This window comes from Corallococcus exercitus, from assembly GCF_003611585.1.
GTDB lineage: Bacteria > Myxococcota > Myxococcia > Myxococcales > Myxococcaceae > Corallococcus > Corallococcus exercitus.
This window is the reverse complement of record NZ_RAVW01000052.1, coordinates 13133-31979: the sequence shown is the minus strand read 5'-3', so window position 1 is coordinate 31979 and position 18847 is coordinate 13133. Positions and strand designations below refer to the sequence as shown.

The 18847-nt window shown below is 70.7% G+C and carries 16 protein-coding genes; 10 read left to right on the top strand and 6 right to left on the bottom strand.

From position 1 onward, the window contains the following. Both D7W79_RS09585 and D7W79_RS09580 read right to left on the bottom strand, forming a co-directional pair. A partial coding sequence (locus D7W79_RS09585) for a biotin/lipoyl-containing protein (RefSeq protein ID WP_120525043.1) occupies positions 1–478 on the bottom strand: 478 nt, incomplete at its 3' end. Continuing rightward, positions 468–3368, bottom strand: coding sequence for a 2-oxoglutarate dehydrogenase E1 component (locus D7W79_RS09580; protein WP_120525042.1), 2901 nt, complete (start codon positions 3366–3368; stop codon positions 468–470). The genes D7W79_RS09580 and D7W79_RS09585, both read right to left, overlap by 11 nt. 310 nt (positions 3369–3678) lie before the next feature. On the opposite strand from D7W79_RS09580, the gene fabI reads away from it, so the two are divergent. The 8 genes from fabI (at position 3679) to D7W79_RS09540 (ending at position 12651) form a co-directional block, all read left to right on the top strand. Continuing rightward, positions 3679–4512: an enoyl-ACP reductase FabI gene (gene fabI, locus D7W79_RS09575; protein ID WP_120525041.1), complete on the top strand. Its 834-nt coding sequence runs from the start codon at positions 3679–3681 to the stop codon at positions 4510–4512. 161 nt (positions 4513–4673) lie between these two features. Next, the gene (locus D7W79_RS09570; protein WP_171434180.1) at positions 4674–5051 is read left to right on the top strand and encodes a response regulator; all 378 of its coding nucleotides are present in this window, start codon (positions 4674–4676) and stop codon (positions 5049–5051) included. Between the two features lie 5 nt (positions 5052–5056). Continuing rightward, positions 5057–5923 carry a response regulator gene (locus tag D7W79_RS09565; RefSeq protein ID WP_120525040.1) on the top strand — a complete coding sequence of 289 codons (867 nt, stop codon included), beginning with the start codon at positions 5057–5059 and terminating at the stop codon, positions 5921–5923. Beyond that, positions 5920–7152, top strand: coding sequence for a CheR family methyltransferase (locus D7W79_RS09560; RefSeq protein ID WP_120525039.1), 1233 nt, complete (start codon positions 5920–5922; stop codon positions 7150–7152). Before D7W79_RS09565 ends, D7W79_RS09560 begins: the two co-directional genes overlap by 4 nt. After that, complete coding sequence (locus tag D7W79_RS09555) at positions 7149–7694, top strand: chemotaxis protein CheW (protein ID WP_120525038.1); 546 nt, start codon at positions 7149–7151, stop codon at positions 7692–7694. Before D7W79_RS09560 ends, D7W79_RS09555 begins: the two co-directional genes overlap by 4 nt. Continuing rightward, entirely contained in the window at positions 7684–9870 is a 2187-nt protein-coding gene (locus tag D7W79_RS09550) for a hybrid sensor histidine kinase/response regulator (RefSeq protein WP_120525037.1), read from the top strand. The genes D7W79_RS09555 and D7W79_RS09550 overlap by 11 nt, the downstream gene beginning before the upstream one ends. After that, positions 9867–10934, top strand: a complete 1068-nt coding sequence (locus D7W79_RS09545) for a chemotaxis protein CheB (protein WP_120525036.1) — start codon at positions 9867–9869, stop codon at positions 10932–10934. The genes D7W79_RS09550 and D7W79_RS09545 overlap by 4 nt, the downstream gene beginning before the upstream one ends. Before the next feature lie 97 nt (positions 10935–11031). After that, complete coding sequence (locus D7W79_RS09540; protein WP_120525035.1) at positions 11032–12651, top strand: methyl-accepting chemotaxis protein; 1620 nt, start codon at positions 11032–11034, stop codon at positions 12649–12651. Between the two features lie 68 nt (positions 12652–12719). Here D7W79_RS09540 and clpA read toward each other — a convergent pair whose 3' ends face one another. The 4 genes from clpA to D7W79_RS09520 all read right to left on the bottom strand — a co-directional run bounded on the left by clpA (position 12720) and on the right by D7W79_RS09520 (position 17059). Beyond that, positions 12720–15002, bottom strand: coding sequence for an ATP-dependent Clp protease ATP-binding subunit ClpA (clpA, locus tag D7W79_RS09535; RefSeq protein ID WP_120525034.1), 2283 nt, complete (start codon positions 15000–15002; stop codon positions 12720–12722). 3 nt (positions 15003–15005) lie between these two features. Beyond that, on the bottom strand, positions 15006–15332 hold the full coding sequence (locus D7W79_RS09530) for an ATP-dependent Clp protease adaptor ClpS (RefSeq protein WP_014399347.1): 327 nt from the start codon (positions 15330–15332) through the stop codon (positions 15006–15008). A gap of 60 nt (positions 15333–15392) precedes the next feature. Then, positions 15393–16553, bottom strand: coding sequence for a GNAT family N-acetyltransferase (locus D7W79_RS09525; RefSeq protein WP_120525045.1), 1161 nt, complete (start codon positions 16551–16553; stop codon positions 15393–15395). 65 nt (positions 16554–16618) lie between these two features. Beyond that, positions 16619–17059, bottom strand: a complete 441-nt coding sequence (locus tag D7W79_RS09520) for a hypothetical protein (RefSeq protein ID WP_120525033.1) — start codon at positions 17057–17059, stop codon at positions 16619–16621. A 140-nt stretch (positions 17060–17199) separates the two neighbouring features. On the opposite strand from D7W79_RS09520, the gene D7W79_RS09515 reads away from it, so the two are divergent. Together D7W79_RS09515 and D7W79_RS09510 are read left to right on the top strand one after the other, a co-directional pair. Next, entirely contained in the window at positions 17200–17760 is a 561-nt protein-coding gene (locus D7W79_RS09515) for a NifU family protein (protein WP_120525032.1), read from the top strand. A 164-nt stretch (positions 17761–17924) separates the two neighbouring features. After that, positions 17925–18698 carry a class I SAM-dependent methyltransferase gene (locus D7W79_RS09510; RefSeq protein ID WP_244221683.1) on the top strand — a complete coding sequence of 258 codons (774 nt, stop codon included), beginning with the start codon at positions 17925–17927 and terminating at the stop codon, positions 18696–18698. Positions 18699–18847 lie beyond the last annotated feature (149 nt).

Sequence of the window (18847 nt, the reverse complement as noted above, 5' to 3'; positions counted from 1 at the left end):
CGGAAGGGGTGGCGGCGGGGCGGTTGAGCTGACCCTGCACGTCCTCCTTCATGATGCGGCCGCCGGGGCCGGAGCCCTTCAGCTGGCCCACGTCCACCCGGTTCTCCTCCGCCATCTTCTTCGCGGTGGGGGTGATGCGCGCGTCGCTCTGGGCCTGGGCCGGAGCGGACGCCACCGGCGCCGCGGCCTGGGCGGGCGCGGGCGTGGCGGCGGCCACGGCGGGAGAAGCGGCCGCGCCAGCACCGGCCTCGATGGTGCCCAGCACGTCGCCCACGCGGACCTTGTCGCCCTCCTTGAAGGCGATGGACGCGATGCTGCCGGCGGCGGGGGAGGGCACGTCGATGGTGACCTTGTCGGTCTCCAGCACGACGAGCGGCTCGTCCGCGGAGACAGACTCACCCTGCTTCTTGTTCCACTTGCCGACGACGGCCTCGGTGATGGATTCGCCGAGCGGGGGGACTTTCAGTTCAACGGCCATTCTGGGGTCCTCGGAGGATGGCTTCTTCGATGATGAGCTGCTGCTCGTAGTCGTGCGTCTTCGTGAAACCGGTGGCGGGGCTGGCGGCCTCGGCGCGCCCGATGTAGCCCAGCTTCACCGTCTGCTGCTGCGAACGGCCGGAGAGAAGGTCGTGCAGGCGCGGGAACATGAAGTGCCAGCCACCCGCGTTGCGCGGCTCCTCCTGCACCCAGTACAGCTCCTGGAGCGCCGGCAGCTTCGCCACCAGGTTCGCCAGCTCATCCTGCGGGAACGGGTAGAGCTGCTCCACCCGCACGATGGCGATGGAGTCGTCCTTGCGCTCGTCCCGGGCCTTGGCCAGGTCGTAGTACACCTTGCCGCTGCACAAGAGCAGCCGCTTCACCTTCGCGGCGTCCGCCTTCGCGTCCGGAATCACTTCCTGGAACGCGCCCGTGGCCAGGTCGTCCATGCGGCTGGTCGCCTCCGGACGGCGCAGCAGGCTCTTGGGCGACATGATGACCAGCGGCTTGCGCACCGGGCGCAGCACCTGGCGGCGCAGCAGGTGGAAGATCTGCGCGGGCGTCGTGGGGTAGCAGACCTGGAGGTTGTCCTCGGCGCACAGGTCCAGGAAGCGCTCCAGGCGCGCGCTGGAGTGCTCCGGGCCCTGGCCTTCGTAGCCGTGCGGCAGGAGCAGCGTGATGCCGGAGAGCCGGCGCCACTTGCTCTCCGCCGCGGCGATGAACTGGTCGATGATGATCTGCGCGCCGTTGGCGAAGTCACCGAACTGGGCCTCCCACAGGGTGAGGCCGTCCGGCACGTCCAGGCTGTAGCCGTAGTCGAAGCCCAGCACGCCCATCTCCGACAGCGGGCTGTTCCAGACGTTGAACGTCGCCTTGCCCGTGGGGAACTGGCGCAGGGGCACGTACTCCTCGCCCGTCTGCGTATCGTGCAGCACCGCGTGGCGGTGGCTGAAGGTGCCGCGCTCGCTGTCCTGGCCGGACAGGCGGATGGTGTAGCCCTCCGACAGGAGCGTCGCGTACGCCAGCGACTCGCCCTCGCTCCACTGGAGCTCCTCGCTCTCCAGCATGCCCTGGCGCTTCTTGAGGACCGTGCGCTCCACGTCGCGGTGCACGTTGAAGCCTGCCGGCGCGGTGGCCAGCTTCTGGAGCGCGTCGCGCAGCGTGGCCTTGGCCACCGCCGTGGACACCTGGGGCGCGTTCTTCAAGAGGCCGCCCTTGTAGGGCTTCCACAGGCCCTCCAGCGCGTTGGGCTCCTTGAACTGGCTCTCCTGGCGGGCGCGGGTGAGCGCCGCGTCGAAGTCCTGGAAGCAGCGCTGCTTGATGCCGTCCGACTCCTCCGCGCTGATGCGGCCGGCCTCCGCCAGCGCCTTCGCGTACAGCGCGCGCACCGGCGGGTGCTTGCGGATGAGGTCGTACATCGCCGGCTGGGTGAAGGACGGGTCGTCGCCCTCGTTGTGGCCGTAGCGGCGGTAGCAGATGAAGTCGATGACCACGTCGCTCTTGAACGTCTGGCGGTACTCCGCCGCCAGGCGCGCCACGTGGACGCACGCCTCCGGGTCATCCCCGTTCACGTGGAACACCGGGATGTCCAGCATCTGCGCGATGGCGGTGGAGTAGATGCTGGAGCGCGAGTCCGACGGGTCGGTGGTGAAGCCCACCTGGTTGTTGATGACGATGTGGACCGTGCCGCCCGTCGTGTAGCCCTTGAGGCCGGAGAAGTTGAGCGTCTCCGACGTGATGCCCTGGCCGATGAAGGCCGCGTCGCCGTGGATGAGCAGCGGCACCACGCCGGTGCGCTCCGCGTCCCCGCCGCGGTCCTGCTTGGCGCGCACGCGGCCCTCCACCACGGGCCCCACGCACTCCAGGTGGCTGGGGTTGAAGGCCAGCGACAGGTGCACGTTCTTGCCGGACCGGGTGGTGTGGTCCGATGAGAAGCCCATGTGGTACTTCACGTCGCCGCGGCCCAGGTACGCCTTGGGGTCCTTGGGGCCGTCGAACTCGCTGAAGATCTGATCCGGCTTCTTGCCCAGGATGTTGGTCAGCACGTTGAGGCGGCCGCGGTGGGCCATGCCGATGACCAGCTCCTTCAGGCCCATGGCGCTGCCCACTTCCAGGAGCGCGTCCAGCATGGGGATGAGCGCCTCGCCGCCGTCCAGGCTGAAGCGCTTGGCGCCCACGTACTTCGTGTGCAGGAAGTTCTCGAAGCCCTCCGCGTACGACAGCTTCGTGAGGATGTGGCGCTGGTCCTCCACGGAGAACGGCGTGCGGTTGTCGCTGTGCTCCATGCGCTGCATGAGCCAGCGGCGGCGCTCGCTGTCGAGCATCTGCATGAACTCCACGCCGATGTGGCCGGAGTACGTGCGGCGCAGCCGGGTGACGAGGTCCGCCAGCCGCACGCGCTGCTGCGGGAAGACGTTGTTGCACTCCACCGCCTGCTCCAGCTCCTTCGCGGCGAAGTGGTTCTCGTCCATCAGCGCCACGTCCGCCACGTGCCCCAGCTGCGGGCGCGGACGGTCCAGCGGATCCAGCTTCGCGCGCAGGTGGCCGCGCAGCCGGAAGGCGGTGATGGCCTGGTCCACCTTCGACTGCAGCCCGATGTCCTGCGCCGGAGCGGCCGGGGCCTGCGGCGCGGCGGCGGCGGCCGGGGCCTGCACGGCGACACCGTTCGCCTTGCCCTTGCCCTTGCCGTCGCCCTTGCCTTCCGCGGCGGCCGGGGCGGGAGCCTCCAGCTGCTTCGCGTTGAAGATGGGGCGGCCCGTGCCGTTGTTGCGCTCGAACACCTCACGCCAGCTCGCGTCCACGCTGCCGGGGTCATCGAGGAAGCGGGCATAGAGCCCCTCGATGAAGTCGATGTTGGCACCAGAGAGGAAGCTGTCCTGGAAATTCGCCATGGCGGGGGTCTTTTACTGGATGGGCGCCGCGTTGGGGGGTTTTCGCCTCAGGTTTGTTGAACCGCGTCACGCCCGGCTGCCTGTCTTCGCTCAAGAGAGCAGCTGGAGTCATGCTCCAAGTGAGCGGAGCTTCACCGAGGGCCGGATTCCCCTGCCTGGGAGGGGCTCAAAGGAGCCGCCAGCCCTCCTGGCATGCTGAACGGACGTACATCCAGGGTGGACGGGATAAGGAGGGGCGGGGCCTCCCACCCACGTTCAGGAGTGGTAAGCACACGCCCCCTCTTTCCTCCCCAACCGAGAACCGACCGACATGCTCCTCCAGGGCAAGAAGCTGCTCATCACCGGCGTGCTCACCCCTCAGTCGTTGGCCTTTGGCGTCGCGGAGCACGCGATCGCGCAGGGCGCCGAGGTCATCCTCACCGGCTTTGGCCGGGCCAAGTCCCTCACCGAGCGCAGCGCGAAGCGGCTCAAGCCCGGCACGGAGGTGCTGGAGCTGGACGTGACGAACCCGGCGCACTTTCCGGCGCTGACGGAGGCGCTGCGCCAGAAGTGGGGCCGCGTGGACGGCGTGCTGCACGCCATCGCGTACGCGCCCGAGGACGCCCTGGGCGGCAACTTCCTCAACACCCCGTGGGAGAGCGTGCAGACCGCGTTCCGCGTCTCCGCCTTCTCCGTGAAGGAGCTGGCGGTGGCGTGCGCGCCGCTGATGCCCCCGGGCGGCTCCATCGTGGCGCTGGACTTCGACAACCGGCAGGCGTGGCCCATCTATGACTGGATGGGCGTGTGCAAGGCCGCCATGGAGGCCACCGTGCGCTACCTGGCGCGCGACCTGGGGCCCAAGGGCATCCGCGTGAACGCGCTCGCGGCAGGCCCGCTGGCCACCGTCGCGGCCAAGGGCATCCCCGGCTTCAAGGCGCTGGCGCAGTACTGGGGCAAGCAGGCCCCGCTGGGCTGGAGCGACAAGGACAGCCACGACCACGTGGCGAAGACGGCCTGTGCCCTGCTGTCCGATTGGCTGTCGTCCACCACGGGCGAGATGATTCACGTGGATGGCGGCTACCACGCGGTGGGCGCACCCCCAGTGGAGACGGTGGAGACACCCGCAGAAGGGGTCCCCGCGAACCCCACGCCCAAGGATGGCTGAAGCCACCCAACCTTGTCGGAAAATCCAGACATTCGCCTGCCAGGCTTACCGGCGGACGCAAGCCCCCCGCTTTCGTCCGTCGGAGCGCTCACGGTAGGATCACTCATGCAGCGCAGGACATCTCCGCACGCCGCGGAGCCTGTGCGAGGAGCCTTGGCACAGTGAGCACCAACGTCTTGCTGGTGGACGACAGCCCCACCGTCCGCAACATCCTCAAGATCTACCTGATGAACCTCAAGGTCAGCATCGTGGAGGCGGAGGACGCGCAGCGCGCGCTGCAGCTCTTGCGGCTGGTGCCGGTGAGCGTGGTGATCGCGGACATCAACATGCCGGTGATGGATGGCATCACCTTCGTGAAGGAGGTCCGCGCGAGCGCGCAGGCGCAGGTGAAGAAGGTCCCGGTCATCCTGCTGACGGCGGAGAAGGGCAATGACCTGCGCCAGCGCGGTTCGGAAGCCGGGGCCAACGCCTTCATCCAGAAACCGGTGTCCCACGACGAGCTGACCAAGACAGTGCGTCAGTTCCTGAACGGGGGCTGAGAACCGTGAGCCTGCCGACGCTGCTGCTGGTGGATGACAGCGACGCCATCCTGGCGCTGGAGCGGGCCATCCTCTCCGGGCACTACACCATCCACACGGCCAGCAACGGCCGTGAGGCGCTGGACAAGGTGGGGCGGCTGCATCCGGCGGCGGTGCTGCTGGACCTGTCCATGCCGGAGATGGACGGGGATGAAGTCCTCCAGCGGATGAAGGCGGACGCGGGCACGGCGCACATCCCGGTCATCATCATCTCCTCGGAGAAGCAGCGCGCGGAGGCGTGCCTGGGCTTCGGCGCGGAGGCGTTCCTGCCCAAGCCCTTCCGCGCGGACGAGCTGCTGGCGCGCGTGGGCGAGGCGCTGGAGAACGCGCGGCGCCGCTCGCGCTCCGGCGCCATGCTGGTGCTGCGGCTCAACGTGGGCGAGCGCGAGTTCGCCGTGCCGCTGGACTCCGTGAAGGAGGTCCTGCTCCAGCCCCTGACGCGGCCCCTGCCCACCGGCCCCGCGTACCTGCGCGAATACGTGGAGCTGCGCGGCCAGGCGGTGTGCGTGCTGGACGTGGCGCTGCGGCTGGGCGTGGAGCACCGGGTGCCCATCGCGGAGCGGATGCTGGTGGTCATCGAGACGGAGGGCGTGCAGCTGGCGCTCACCGTGGACACGGTGAAGGACCCCGAGGAGTTCCAGGCGGGCGACATCGACCGGCGCGAGAAGGTGGGCGGCGCGGAGCACGGCCTGCTGCAGGAAGGGCTCGTGGGCATGCTGCGCACCGGCGGCCGCGCGCTGCCCATCCTGGATCCGAAGGTCTTCATCGCGCGGGGACTCCTGCGCGACCTGCCCGCGCTGCTCGCGCCGGTGGAGGAAGAGCGGAGCGCATGAGTGCGGGGCTCGACCCGAGGCTTCTGGCCCGTGCCCGCGAAGTGGTGGCGGACACCACCGGCTTCCGCGACGACGCCATCGCCCAGGACGCGGTGGAGCGCGTGCTGCGCGCGGAGCTGGCCCGGGGGCGCGTGCCCACGGAGGTCCTGAGCGAGCTGCAGCAGCTGGGCTCTCCGTTGGCCTACACGCTGGTGCGCGCGGTCCTGGTGGGGGAGACGTACTTCTTCCGCCAGCCGGAGCACTTCCGCTACATCGCCCAGGAGGGCATCCCGTCCGCGCTGCGCCACGGCGCCATGCACCTGCGCGGCTGGAGCGCCGGGTGCGCCACCGGCGAGGAGGCCTATTCGCTGGCCGCGTGCCTCCTGGCGTGCGCGCCCCCGGGGATGCCCGTGGAGGTGGTGGGCACGGACCTGCACGAGGCCAGCCTGGAGGCCGCGCGGCGCGGCACCTACGGCGCGTGGTCCCGGCGCGAGTCCGCCCCCGCGCTGCACCCCGTCTATGAGCTGCTCAACGGGCGTCAGGTCTCCATCCTCCCGGAGGTGCGCAAGGTGACGCGCTTCGCTCCGGCGAACCTGCTGGCGCCGCTGCCGGAGCGCTTCGGGCACTTCGACTTCATCCTCTGCCGCAACGTGCTCACGTACTTCTCTCCGTCCGCGCGCGACGCGGCCATCGTCCACCTGGCGCGGAGCCTGGCGCCGGGGGGCCTGATGTTCCTGGGCACGGTGGAGGTGGACCGCACGCCGCCGGGGCTCACGCGCGAGGGGCCGCCGGAGCTGCAGGCCTTCCGCAAGCCCCGCCCGGAGGAGCGCACCTTCGCGCAACTGCCCGTGGCGCAGCCGGTGGTCACGCCGCGCATGACGCCCACGCCCCGGCGGCTGTCCGCGCCGATGCCGGCTTCGCCCACGCCGCCGCCGTCCCCTCCGCCCTCGCCCGCGCGGCTGCACCTGCAGGCGCTGGAGCGAATTGAGGAGGGCAACGTGGCCGGGGCGACGGCGGTGCTGGAGCTGCTCGTGAAGCAGGCGCCGGACTACCTGCCGGGCCTTCTGGAGCTGGCGCTGTTGCGCGAGCGCGCGGGCGCCCGGGACGCGGCCTTCCCGCTGATGCGCGCCCTGCGCACGCGGGCGGGGCAGCTGCCACCGGATGCGTTGGTGGATGGACCGGAGGCGCTGCCCGCGCGCTTCTATCTGGCGTCCGCTGACGCCTACCTGAATCTGGGGGCGCTGGAATGAAGGGGACGCTGCGCGTGGTGGACGAGGCCCTGGAGGATGAGACGCGGGAGCTGCTCGCGCGCCGGGCCGCGCGCCTGCGCGAGCAGGGCGAGTCGACGGTGGAGGAGGCGGTCCACTGGATCGCCGAGTTCCCGCTGGGCGAGGAGCGCTACGCGCTGCCGCTGGAGTCGCTGCGCGCGGCGCTGCCCCTGCGCATGGTGACGCCGGTGCCGCTGTCGGCGCCCGCGGTCATCGGCGTGCTGCGCTTCCAGGGGCAGGTGCTGTCCGCGCTGAGCCTGGCGTCGCTCTTGGGCGGCCACGGGTGGCGGCAGGACCCGGCCGTGCTGCTGGTGGTGGACCGGGGCGACGGCGAGCTGTGCGCGCTCGACTGCGAGGCCATTCCGCGCCCCACCACGCTGCCGCTCGCGTCCGTGGAGGCCGCGCGCGCCCGGTCGGAAGGGCCGGTGGTGGAGGTCTTCACCCAGGACCGGCAGCTCATCCACCTCATCGACCCGCGGCGCCTGTTCCTCCGCTCCGACGTGGGAGTGCGACATGCCCGTTGATCCGATGCTGCAGCCGCTGGTGGCGGGCTTCGCCGTGGAGGCCCAGGAGGTCATCCAGAAGGTCACCATGGACCTGCTGGAGCTGGAGCGCGAGGGGCTGGAGAACGACGCGCTCGCGAAAATCTACACCCGCCTGGGCCGGCACCTGCACACGCTGAAGGGCAGCGCCGCGTCGCTGGGCCTCCAGGACCTGGGCGACATCGCCCACAAGCTGGAGGACGCGCTGGCGCCGCTCAAGGCGCACACGCAGAAGATGCCGCGCCCGGTGGTGGACGTGCTGCTGCACGGGCTGGACCTCTTCATGCTGCGCGCCCAGGCGCACGCGGACGGCCGCGGGGACTACCTGCCGGACCCCGCCGCCGCGCTGGCCCAGTTGGTCGCCGCCGCGCCGCCGCCGGAGGAGTCCGCCGTGCTGCCGGGCGGAGGTTTCGCGCAGGTGGCGCCCGATACGGCCAGCGCGCCGGCCGCGAGCGCCGTGGTCAGCGCTCCGGCCAGCGTCCTGAGCGAAGCGCCCGCCGCGCCGGAGCCCTCGGGCGAGTCCGCCGACGCCGGGTGGCGGGTGAGCGCCAACCAGGTGACGTCGCTGATGCGCGAGGTGGAGCGCCTGCGCGAGGTGCGCCTGCGGGTGGAGGAGCGAAGCCGCGAGCTGGAGCGGGTGTCCACGCTGCTCGCGAAGCAGGGCCTGCTGGCGGAGACCGCGGAGGCGCGCACGCTCCTGTCCGGCACGGGCCGCTCGCTGCGCACCGACGGCGAGGAGACGAGCGACGTCGTGGACGCGCTGGAGGACGGCCTCAAGGCCATCACCACGCGCCCCACGCGCACCATCCTGGACCCCCTGCAGCGCATGGTGCGCGACCTGTCGCGCCAGCTGGGCAAGGAGGCGCGGCTGTCGGTGGTGGGCGCGGAGGTGTCGCTGGACCGGCGCCTGCTGGAGAAGCTCCAGGGCGCGCTGGTGCACATCCTGCGCAACGCGGTGGACCACGGCCTGGAGATGCCCGCCGAGCGCGAGAAGGCCGGCAAGCACCACGAGGGCGCGCTCACGCTGCGCGTGGAGCAGCAGGGCAACCTCCTGTACCTGGAGGCGAGCGACGACGGGCGCGGCATCGACCTGCAGCAGGTGCGCAAGGCCGCGGAGAAGCGCGGGCTGGTCACCGCGGAGGAGGCGGCGCGGCTCAACGACAACCAGGTGCGCGACCTCATCTTCAGCGAGGGCTTCAGCACGCGCTCGGACGTGACGGACACCTCCGGGCGCGGCGTGGGCCTGGACGCGGTGCGCGCCACGGTGGAGTCGCTGCAGGGCCGCATCGAGGTGGCGAGCACTCGCGGTCAGGGCACGCGCTTCGTGCTGACCCTGCCGGTGGACCTGGGCAGCTCTCCGGTGCTGATGGTGCGCGCGCTGGAGCAGTTCGTGGGCCTGCCCATGCTGGCGGTGGAGTCCACGCAGCTGGCGCGCGCGGACATGCTGCGCGTGGGCAAGCGCCGGGCGCACATGGAATACCAGGGACAGCTCCTGCCGGTGGTGGACCTGGGCGCGCGGCTGGGGCTGCGCGCGTCGTCTCCTCCCGCGGAGGGGCAGCCGCTGCTCATCGTGCAGAGCGGCGGCAAGCGCGTGGCGCTGGGCGTGGACGCGGTGGTGGGGGACCGGGACCTGGTCATCCGCCCGCTGCCGTCGGAGGTGCGCGACGTGGCGGCCTGGCAGGGCGCGGCGACGCTCAGCCGGGGCGAGCTGCTGCTCATCCTCCGCCCGGACTGGGTGGTGTCGGATTCGGAGAAGGTCTCGGTGTCGGCGGTGAGCCGGCGGGCCCTGGTGGTGGATGACTCGCTCACCGCGCGCGCGCTGCACCGGGCGATGCTGGAGGCGGGCGGCTTCCAGGTGCACCTGGCGGCCAGCGGGGCGCGGGCGCTGGAGCGGCTGCAGGCGGACACCTACGACGTCGTCATCTGCGACCTGGACATGGAAGAGATGGACGGCATCGAACTCATCGCCCGATTGCGCGAGAACAAGGACACGCGCACGCTCCCCGTCATCCTGGTCTCCGCGCATGACACCCAGGTCGCGCGCGACCGGGGCCTGGCGTCCGGGGCGGACGGCTTCCTCAGCAAGCGCGAGTGCGCCGCGGGCCGGCTGCTCTCGGAGGTGCTGGACGTGATGAGCCGCCGTGGGAGCCGCGCTTGAGCTCGAAGAAGTCCATTCGGGTGCTCGTGGTGGACGACTCGCCCACCATGGCCAACACCCTCACCGCGCTCCTCACGGAGGAGCCGCGCATCGAAGTCGTGGGCCGGGCGGGGGATGGCAACCGCGCCGTGCAGCTGGCGCGCCTGTTGCGCCCGGACGTCATCACCATGGACCTGCTCCTGCCCGGCCTGGATGGCCCGGCGGCCATCGGGCACATCATGTCCCAGGCGCCCGCGCGCATCCTGGTGGTGAGCGCCGTGGCGGAGCAGCGCGGCGTGGACCTGGGCTTCCAGGCGATGAGCGCCGGGGCGCTGGAGCTCATCGGCAAGCCCAACGTCACCAACGCGGAGGAGCTGCGCCGCTGGGGCCGGGAGCTGGCCCACTCCGTGTGCCTGATGGCGGAGGTGCCCGTCATCTCCCGCCGCCCGCGCGCCGTCGCGCCGCCGCCCATGCCCAGCGGGGCGCGGGTGGACGTGTTCGGCCTGGTCGCCTCCACGGGCGGACCGCCCGCGCTGGCGGAGGTGCTGTCCAAGCTGCCCCGCGACCTGCCGGTGCCCATGCTCGTCGCGCAGCACATCACCGTGGGCTTCACGCAGGGCATGGTGCGCTGGCTGTCCCAGGTGTGCGAGCTCCAGGTGGGCGTGGCGCGCGACGGCGAGCGGCTGGAGCCGGGCCGCGTGTACTTCCCGCTGGATGGGCATGACCTGCTGGTGGACAGCATCGGGCTGGCCCGCCTGCAGCGCAGCCACGGCGGGCCGTGCCCCAACGGGGACGTGCTGCTCAACTCGCTGGCCATGGCGTACGGCCGGCGCAGCGGCGGCGGCGTCCTCACCGGCATGGGCGAGGATGGCGCGCGGGGCCTGCTGGCCATCCGTCAGGCCGGGGGCGTCACCCTGGCCCAGGACGAGGCGTCCAGCGTCGTCTACGGCATGCCGCGCGCCGCCGTGGAGCTGAAGGCCACTGATGGGGGCACGCCCCTGGCCCTGGTGGCGGACCTCATCCTGCAGAGCTGTCAGCGACCGTCGTTCCGTCCTGCTCGCGGCCCGGAGGGGGGGCCCCGGTGAGCGGTTTCCCACCAACAAATCGCAGTCGCCTGCGTTGTCCCTGGCGTCGGGTGGCCGACGGTCGGCCGCCCGAGGACGCCACCCTGGGAGTGTCCCCTTGAAGCCCTCCGCCGCGCTCCCTGTCTCCTTCCTGCGTGGGCTCGGACTCGCGCAGAAGTTCGTGCTCGTCACGGCGGTCATCAGCGCCACCGTGGCCCTCATCCTCACCTTCATCGCCACCCGCCAGCTCCAGGCCAACCTGGAGGAGCGCCACGCCAGCGAGGGCGAGGCCGTGGCGCTGAGCCTGGCCATCGCGGCGGAGCAGGGCGTGTCCGCGGGCATGGGCTCGCTCCAGCCGCTGCTGGAGACGTTCCGCGAGCGCGACGACCTGGCCTACATCTTCATCCAGGACCCCACCGGCTTCGTGCTGGTGCACTCCTTCCAGGGGGCCTTCCCGGAGAGCCTGAAGGCCACCATCGACGCGCAGCCCGCCGTGGGCACGGGCCGCACCCGCGTGGTGCCGGAGGTCCGGCTGTCGCGCGGCGGCAAGACGCTGCGCGCGCTGGATGTCGCGGCGGCCGTGGCGGAGAAGGGGCGGCTGGGCACCGTGCACGTGGGCATGGCGCGCGAGTTCATCGACGCGAAGGTGGATGCGCTGCGCTGGCAGATGCTGGGGTTCGCGCTCCTCCTGGTGGCGGGTGGCGTGGTGCTGGCGGCGCTGTTCGGCCGCAGCATCGTGCGGCCCCTGGCGGAGCTCACGTCCGTGGCGGGCCACATCGTGTCGTCCGGCGACCTCACCCGCCCCATCCAGGCGCGGGGCAACGACGAGGTGGGGCGGCTGGCCAACTCCTTCTCGCAGATGGTGGGCAAGCTGCGCGAGGTGACGCTCAACCTCCAGCACGCCGCCACCGCGCTCACCCAGTCCACGGACCACCTCAACGCGTCCTCCACCGAGCAGGCGCAGACCATCTCCCGCCAGGCCGCCGCGCTCCAGGAGACGCAGGTGACGGCGCAGGAGATCAAGCAGACCTCCACGCTGGCCGCGCAGAAGGCGGAGAGCGTGCTCAGCGTCGCCGAGCGCGCGGACACCCTGGCCAAGGCGGGCGAGGCCTCCATCGAGCAGACGATGGCGGGCCTCAACGACATCCGCGCGCAGGTGGGGGAGATCGCGGACAAGATTCTCGAGCTGGGGGAGCGCACGCGCCAGATTGGCGGAATCACCCAGACGGTGAAGGACCTGGCGGACCAGTCCAACATGCTCGCGCTCAACGCGGCCATCGAAGCGGTGCGCTCCGGTGAGCACGGCAAGGGCTTCAGCGTGGTGGCGCGCGAAATCCGCGCCCTGGCGGACCAGTCCATCCAGGCGACCACGCGGGTGCGGGAGCTGTTGGACGACATCGCCAACTCCGTCACCGCCGCGGTGCGCATCACCGAGCGCGGCGCGGAGCGGATGGAGGCGGGCCTGGCGCAGGTGCGCAACAGCGGGCAGAACCTGCGCGAGCTGTCCTCCATCGTCCAGGACAACGCCGCCGCCGTCCGGCAGATCGCCGCCGCGGTGAATCAGCAGAACGTGGGCATCAATCAGATCACCCTGGCGGTGAATGACCTGTCCAAGATGATGGACGACACCGTGGCCCGCATCGGGTCCACGGGCGAGGCGGCCACCACGCTGCAGATCATCTCCGAGCAGCTCTCCAGCGCCGTGGGCGCGTACAAGGTCGAGATCACGCTGAAGTAGGAAACACGAAGGCCCCGAGTCCCCATGAAGGGGGCCCGGGGCCTCGGTGTTTCAAGCCGTCGCCGTGCTTACGCCGGCACGGCCTCGGTGGCTTCCGCCTGGAGCTTCAGCGCGTCGTCCACGACGTCGAAGCGGGCCACGCCACCGCTCTTGAGGGAGCCGAACAGCAGCGCCTCCGCGAGCGGCTTCTTGAGGGTGTTGTCCACGAGCCGCGCCATGGGGCGCGCGCCGAAGGCCGGGTCGTAGCCGTGCTCGGCCAGCCACGCGCGGGCGGCGGGCGTGAGCGACAGGGTGACCTTCTTCTCGTCGAGCACCTTCTGGAGCAGGCGCACTTCCTTGTCCACGACCTTGAGGATGACCTCGGGGGGCAGGCCGGAGAAGAGGATCCACCCGTCCAGCCGGTTGCGGAACTCCGGCGTGAAGGTGCGCTCGATGGCCTTCTTCGCCCGCGAGCCGTCCACCACCACGCTGGTGTCCCCGAAGCCCATGGCCTTGGTGCTCATCTCCTGCGCACCCGCGTTGGTGGTCAGGATGAGGATGATGTTGCGGAAGTCCGCCTTGCGGCCGTTGTTGTCCGTGAGCGTCGCGTGGTCCATCACCTGGAGCAGGATGTTGAAGAGGTCCGGGTGGGCCTTCTCAATCTCGTCCAGCACCAGCACCGCGTACGGGTGCTTGCGCACGGCGTCCGTGAGCAGGCCGCCCTGGTCGAAGCCCACGTAGCCCGGAGGCGCGCCGATGAGGCGGCTCACCGTGTGCTTCTCGGAGTACTCGCTCATGTCGAAGCGCAGGAACTCCACGCCCAGGCTCTGCGCCAGCTGCTTCGCCAGCTCCGTCTTGCCCACGCCCGTGGGGCCGGAGAAGAGGAAGCTGCCAATGGGCTTCTCCGGCGCGCGCAGGCCGGAGCGCGACAGCTTGATGGCGCCCACCATCTCTTCAATGGCCTTGTCCTGCCCGTAGATGACGCCCTTGAGCTCCTTGTCCAGGTTTTGAATCTGGACGCCCTCGCTCGCGGACACGCTCTTGGCCGGAATCTTCGCCATCTTGGAGACGACCTGCTCCACGTCGTGCGCGGAGACCACGCCCGTGCGCACGCCCTCCGGCTTGAGCCGCTCCGCGGCGCCGGCCTCGTCGATGACGTCGATGGCCTTGTCCGGCAGGAACCGGTCGTTGATGTGCTTGGCCGCCAGCTCCGCCGCCGCCTGGAGCGCACCCTCGCCGTACTTCACGTGGTGGTGCTCCTCGTAGCGGCTGCGCAGGCCCTCCAGCACCTTGACGGTGTCCTCCACGCTGGGCTCGTCCACTTCAATCTTCTGGAAGCGGCGGGACAGCGCGCGGTCGCGTTCAAACGACGCCTTGAACTCCTGGAACGTCGTGGAGCCGATGCAGCGCAGCCGCCCGGAAGCCAGCGCGGGCTTGAGCAGGTTGGACGCGTCCATGGATCCGCCGCTCGTGGCCCCGGCACCGACGATGGTGTGGATCTCGTCGATGAAGAGGATGGCGTCCGGCAGCTCCTGCAGCGCCTTGAGCACGCCCTTGAGTCGCTCCTCGAACTGGCCGCGGAACTTGGTGCCCGCGAGCAGCGCGCCCATGTCCAGCGAGTAGACGACCGCGTTCTTCAGCGCCTCCGGCACGCGGCCCTCCGTGATGTGGAGCGCCAGGCCCTCCGCGATGGCCGTCTTGCCCACGCCGGCCTCACCCACGTAGAGCGGGTTGTTCTTGCGGCGGCGGCAGAGCACCTGGATGGTGCGCTCCAGCTCCTTGTCGCGGCCGATGAGCGGGTCGATGCGGCCCGCCTTGGCCTCCACGTTGAGCTGCACGGCGTACGCTTCCAGCGGGCTCTTCTTCTGGGACTCGCCGTCCTCGTCGTCCCCGGCGGGCGTGGGGCGGGACTCGCCCTCCGACTCGCCGTCCTTGCTGACGCCGTGGGAGATGAAGTTGAGCAGGTCCAGGCGGGTGACGCCCTCCTGCTGCAACAGGTAGAGCGCGTGGCTCTCCTCTTCACGGAACATGGCGACCAGCACGTCCCCGCCGTCGATGTACTTCTGCTCCGCGGACAGCGCGTGCATGGCGGCGCGGTGGAGCACGCGCTCCACGCCGATGGTCTGCTGCGGCTCGGCGTCCACGTCGTCGGGCAGGCGCTCGACCGTCTCCTCCAGGAAGGAGGTCAGGTTCTCCTGCAGGCGCTTGACGTTCGCGCCGCAGCCCTTGAGCACCTCGCGGGTGCGCGACTCACGGGTGAGGGCCAGGAGCAGGTGCTCCAGGGTCAGGTACTCGTGACGCATCTTCCGCGCCTCGTCGAGCGCGGTGCGGAAGCTGGCCTGCAATTCTTTGGCGATCGATGGTCCTGCCACGGTTCAGCCTTCCTCGGGTTCCATGGACAGCCGCAGGGGGAACCCGTTGTCCCTCGCCGCGGCCTCCACTGTCTTGAGCTTCGTCTCGGCGACGTCGTAGGTATAAACGCCCGCCACACCGATGCCGTTGTAATGAACGTGCATCATGATCTGCACGGCATCCGTCTCCGACTTGTGGAAGATCTCCTTGAGCACGGCCACCACGAACTCACGCGTGGTGTAGTTGTCGTTGTGCAGGAGGACCTTGTAGAGCGTCGGCCTCTTCAGCTTCTGCTTGGGGACGGCCTCCGTGACGACCTGGCCGTCATCGTGTTGGTGCTTCTGAGCCATGGGCTTGCGGACTCCCTTGCCTTCGCTTCGCGAACCTTTGGCGGGCCTGCTTGAAACCCCTCAGACCCGCTCCTTGAAACCCGTCTCCGCCCACCACAGCGGCAGGCCGCTTTCGACGGCTGCCCGCTCGTGCGCCAGGAAGCCGCGCACCGCCCGGTCCAGGCCCGGGTGGAGGAACAGATGCGCACTGTACGTGAGGTGCGGCTCGAAACCCCGGGTGAGCTTGTGCTCGCCGCCCGCTCCCGGCTCGAAGCGCTCGCGGCCTTGCGCGATGCAGTCCTCCACCGGGTGGTAGAGGCACACGTTGAAGTGCAGGAACGGATGTTCCTCCAGCGCTCCCCAATAACGGCCGTACAGCGTGCGCGGCCCGGTGAAGTTGAACGCGCCGGCCACCGCGCGGCCTTCCCGGCGGGCCTCCACGAACTCGCACCGGTGCCGGAAGCCGGCGAGCAGGCGGGCGAAGAAGTCCTCGGTCAGCGAGCGCACGCCCCACGGATACCGGTCCACCGTGGAGACGTAGAGCCGGTGGGCGCGGGCGGCGTCCACCTCCTCCAGCGCATCGCCGCGAAGGGTGCGCACGCTGATGCCCTGGGCCTCCAGTGCATGCCGCTCGCGCTGAATCTGGTGCCGCCGCTTGGAGCGGAAGCGGCCGAGGAAGTCCTCGAACGTCCGGTAGCCCGCGTTGCGCCACAGGTACTGCACGCCCAGGCGCAAGGCATAGCCCTGCGCCTCCAGCACCGGCAGCTCCTCCGGGGTGGGGAAGAGGACGTGGACGCTGGAGAGCCCTTCCGCGCGCGCGTACTCCAGCGCGGCGTTGTACAGCTCCGCCTCGCGGGAAGGGGCGTCCTCGCCGGGGGCCACCAGCACGCGGCGGCCGGTGGCGGGAGTGAAGGGCACGCCGAGGACCAGCTTGGGGTAGTAGCGCAGGCCCGCGCGCTCGGCGAGGGTGGCCCAGGCGGCGTCGAAGACGAACTCGCCGTGGCTGTCGTCCTTGAGGTACGCGGGCGCGGCGGCGACGAGGCGCGAGCCCCGCCACATGGTGAGGTGGCGCGGGTGCCAGCCGCGCTCGGGCACCACGCTGCCGCTCTCCTCCAGGGCGGCGAGGAAGCCCCACTCCAGGAAGGGCACCGACGCCGGGTCCACGAGCGCGTCCCACGCCGACGCGGGAACGTCGGTGATGGACGTGAGCAGGCGCAGCGTGGTGGGGAGCGGGGCGGACATGGACGTGGGGAGCGCCAGCCTATAACGGCGGGTGGCGGCTGCCGCCACGGCTGCCAGGCCGCCGTCTACTTCCCGCGCGTGAGCTCCTGGGCCAGGAACCCGGCCACTTCCGCGAGGCCCGCGGCGGCGCGCTTGCGGCCCTCGTCGGACTCCATGACGCGGCGGGCGGCGTCGCTGGCGGTGCCCACCTCCAGGTCCAACAGGATGAGGAAGGCGCTCCAGCCGGGCGTCACCTTGGCGACCTTGCCCGGCCGCTGGGGCCGGTCGCTCAGGGTGGCGGCCACCTTCTCCAGCAGGCCTTCTTCCTTGAGACGTTTCGTGCTCCCGAGCATCTGCGTCCAGGTGGCCTCCAGCAGGGAGGTCAGCAGGGGCCCGGAGAGGGCGGTGGAGAGGCGCTGGGCGGCCTCCTCGGAGTCGATGCGGTGGGCGTCCGCGTAGGTGGGGCCCAGCTTGGCCACCACCACGGCCTTGGTGGCGAGGTGGGCGAGACGTGGCGGGAAGGGCATAGGGGCCTGTCTTACATCGGTGACGGGCCAGGCTCCATCCGGAGTGAATGAATGGCGCTGGGCGTTTGCCTGACAGCCGGACAGGTTGCTATGGGGCCCGGCGCCCTTTAGAGGAAGCAGACTTTCGTAGGGAGAACAGAATGTCAGTGAACATCCAGCTCGAGTGGACCCCCAACCCCAGCACGTTGAAGTACGTGGTGGACCGCAAGCTGCTGGGCGGTGGCGCGGTGAACTTCACCAACCGGGACGAAGCGCAGGCCAAGTCGCCCCTGGCGCTCCGGCTCATGGACATCCAGGGCGTGACGGCGGTGATGCTGGGCACGAACTTCGTCACCGTGACGAAGGGCGAGTCCGGCGAGTGGGACGAGCTCAACGACTCCGTGATGTCCACGCTGGACACGCACCTGTCGGAAGGCCTGCCGGTGGTGGACGAGGCGGCGGTCGCGGCGGCGCGTCAGGCGACGAGCGCGGACGGCACGGTGGAGCAGCGCATCCAGTTCATCCTGGACGAGGAGATCCGCCCGGCCGTGGCGCAGGACGGCGGTGACATCACGCTGGACCGCTTCGAGGACGGCATCGTGTACCTGCACATGAAGGGTTCGTGCGCGGGCTGCCCGTCGTCCACGGCGACGCTGAAGATGGGCATCGAGGGCCGGCTCCGGGAGATGATCCCGGAGGTCACCGAAGTGGTGTCCGTCTGAGGCGGAACGTCAAGGCGCCGCAGGTCCGCAAGGAGCTCTTGCCGGACCAGTCCCCCGCGCTCCTGCGTGAGCTGCACCTGCTCACGCGCGAGGGACACCTCAACGCGGACGCGCTGCGCAAGCTCAAGCAGGTGAACCACCTGGTGGGCCTCTTGCGCCCCGCGATGGAGGACGTGCAGGCGCGTCACGCGAACCCGCTGGTGGTGGACGCGGGCAGCGGCAACGCGTACCTGGGCTTCGTCGTCTACGAGCTGTTCCTCAAGGACGCGCAAGCCGGCGAGCTCCTGTCCATCGAAGGGCGGCCGGAGCTGACGGAGCGCGCGAAGGGCCGCGCCGAGCGGCTGCACTTCGACCGGATGCGCTTCCAGACGGCGCACATCGACGCGGCGGAGTACCCGGAGCGCATCCACGTGCTGATGGCGCTGCACGCGTGCGACACGGCCACGGACGACGCGCTGGTGGCGGCCATCAAGCACGGCGCGGACCACGTGGCGGTGGTGCCGTGCTGTCAGGCGGAGGTGGCCGCGCAGCTGAAGGAGAAGAAGCCGAAGTCGGCCGGCTCCATGTCGCTGCTCTTCCAGCACCCGATGCACCGGCGCGAGTTCGGCTCGCACCTGACGAACGTCATCCGCGCGCTGACGCTGGAGGCGTTCGGCTACCAGGTGACGGTGACGGAGCTGACCGGGTGGGAGCACTCGTTGAAGAACGAGCTCATCCTCGGGCGGCGGGTGCACCGGGACAACCGGCGCGCGCGGCTCCAGCTCCAGGCGCTGCTGTCGGAGACGGGCGTGCAGCCCCGGCTGACGCGGCTGTTGGGCATCACGCCCGCGGCCGCGGCGGGTGGTGACACGGACGCGGGTGGCGCGGAAGCGCCGGAGCCGTCGGAGGGCTCGGAGCCCACTGCGGACGCGGCGCCCGCATCGTCACCGGAGTCCTGAACGCAAGCGGGCCTTCCCTGGACCGTAGGGCGGGGCAGGCGACCTCACGGGTGGGGGACGCGTGTCCCCCATCCCGGGGAGGCTGTCCCGGCCGTGCGAGGCGGCCGGGCAGGCGTTACATGACCGGGCAACCGTGGGCTGCGCACGGG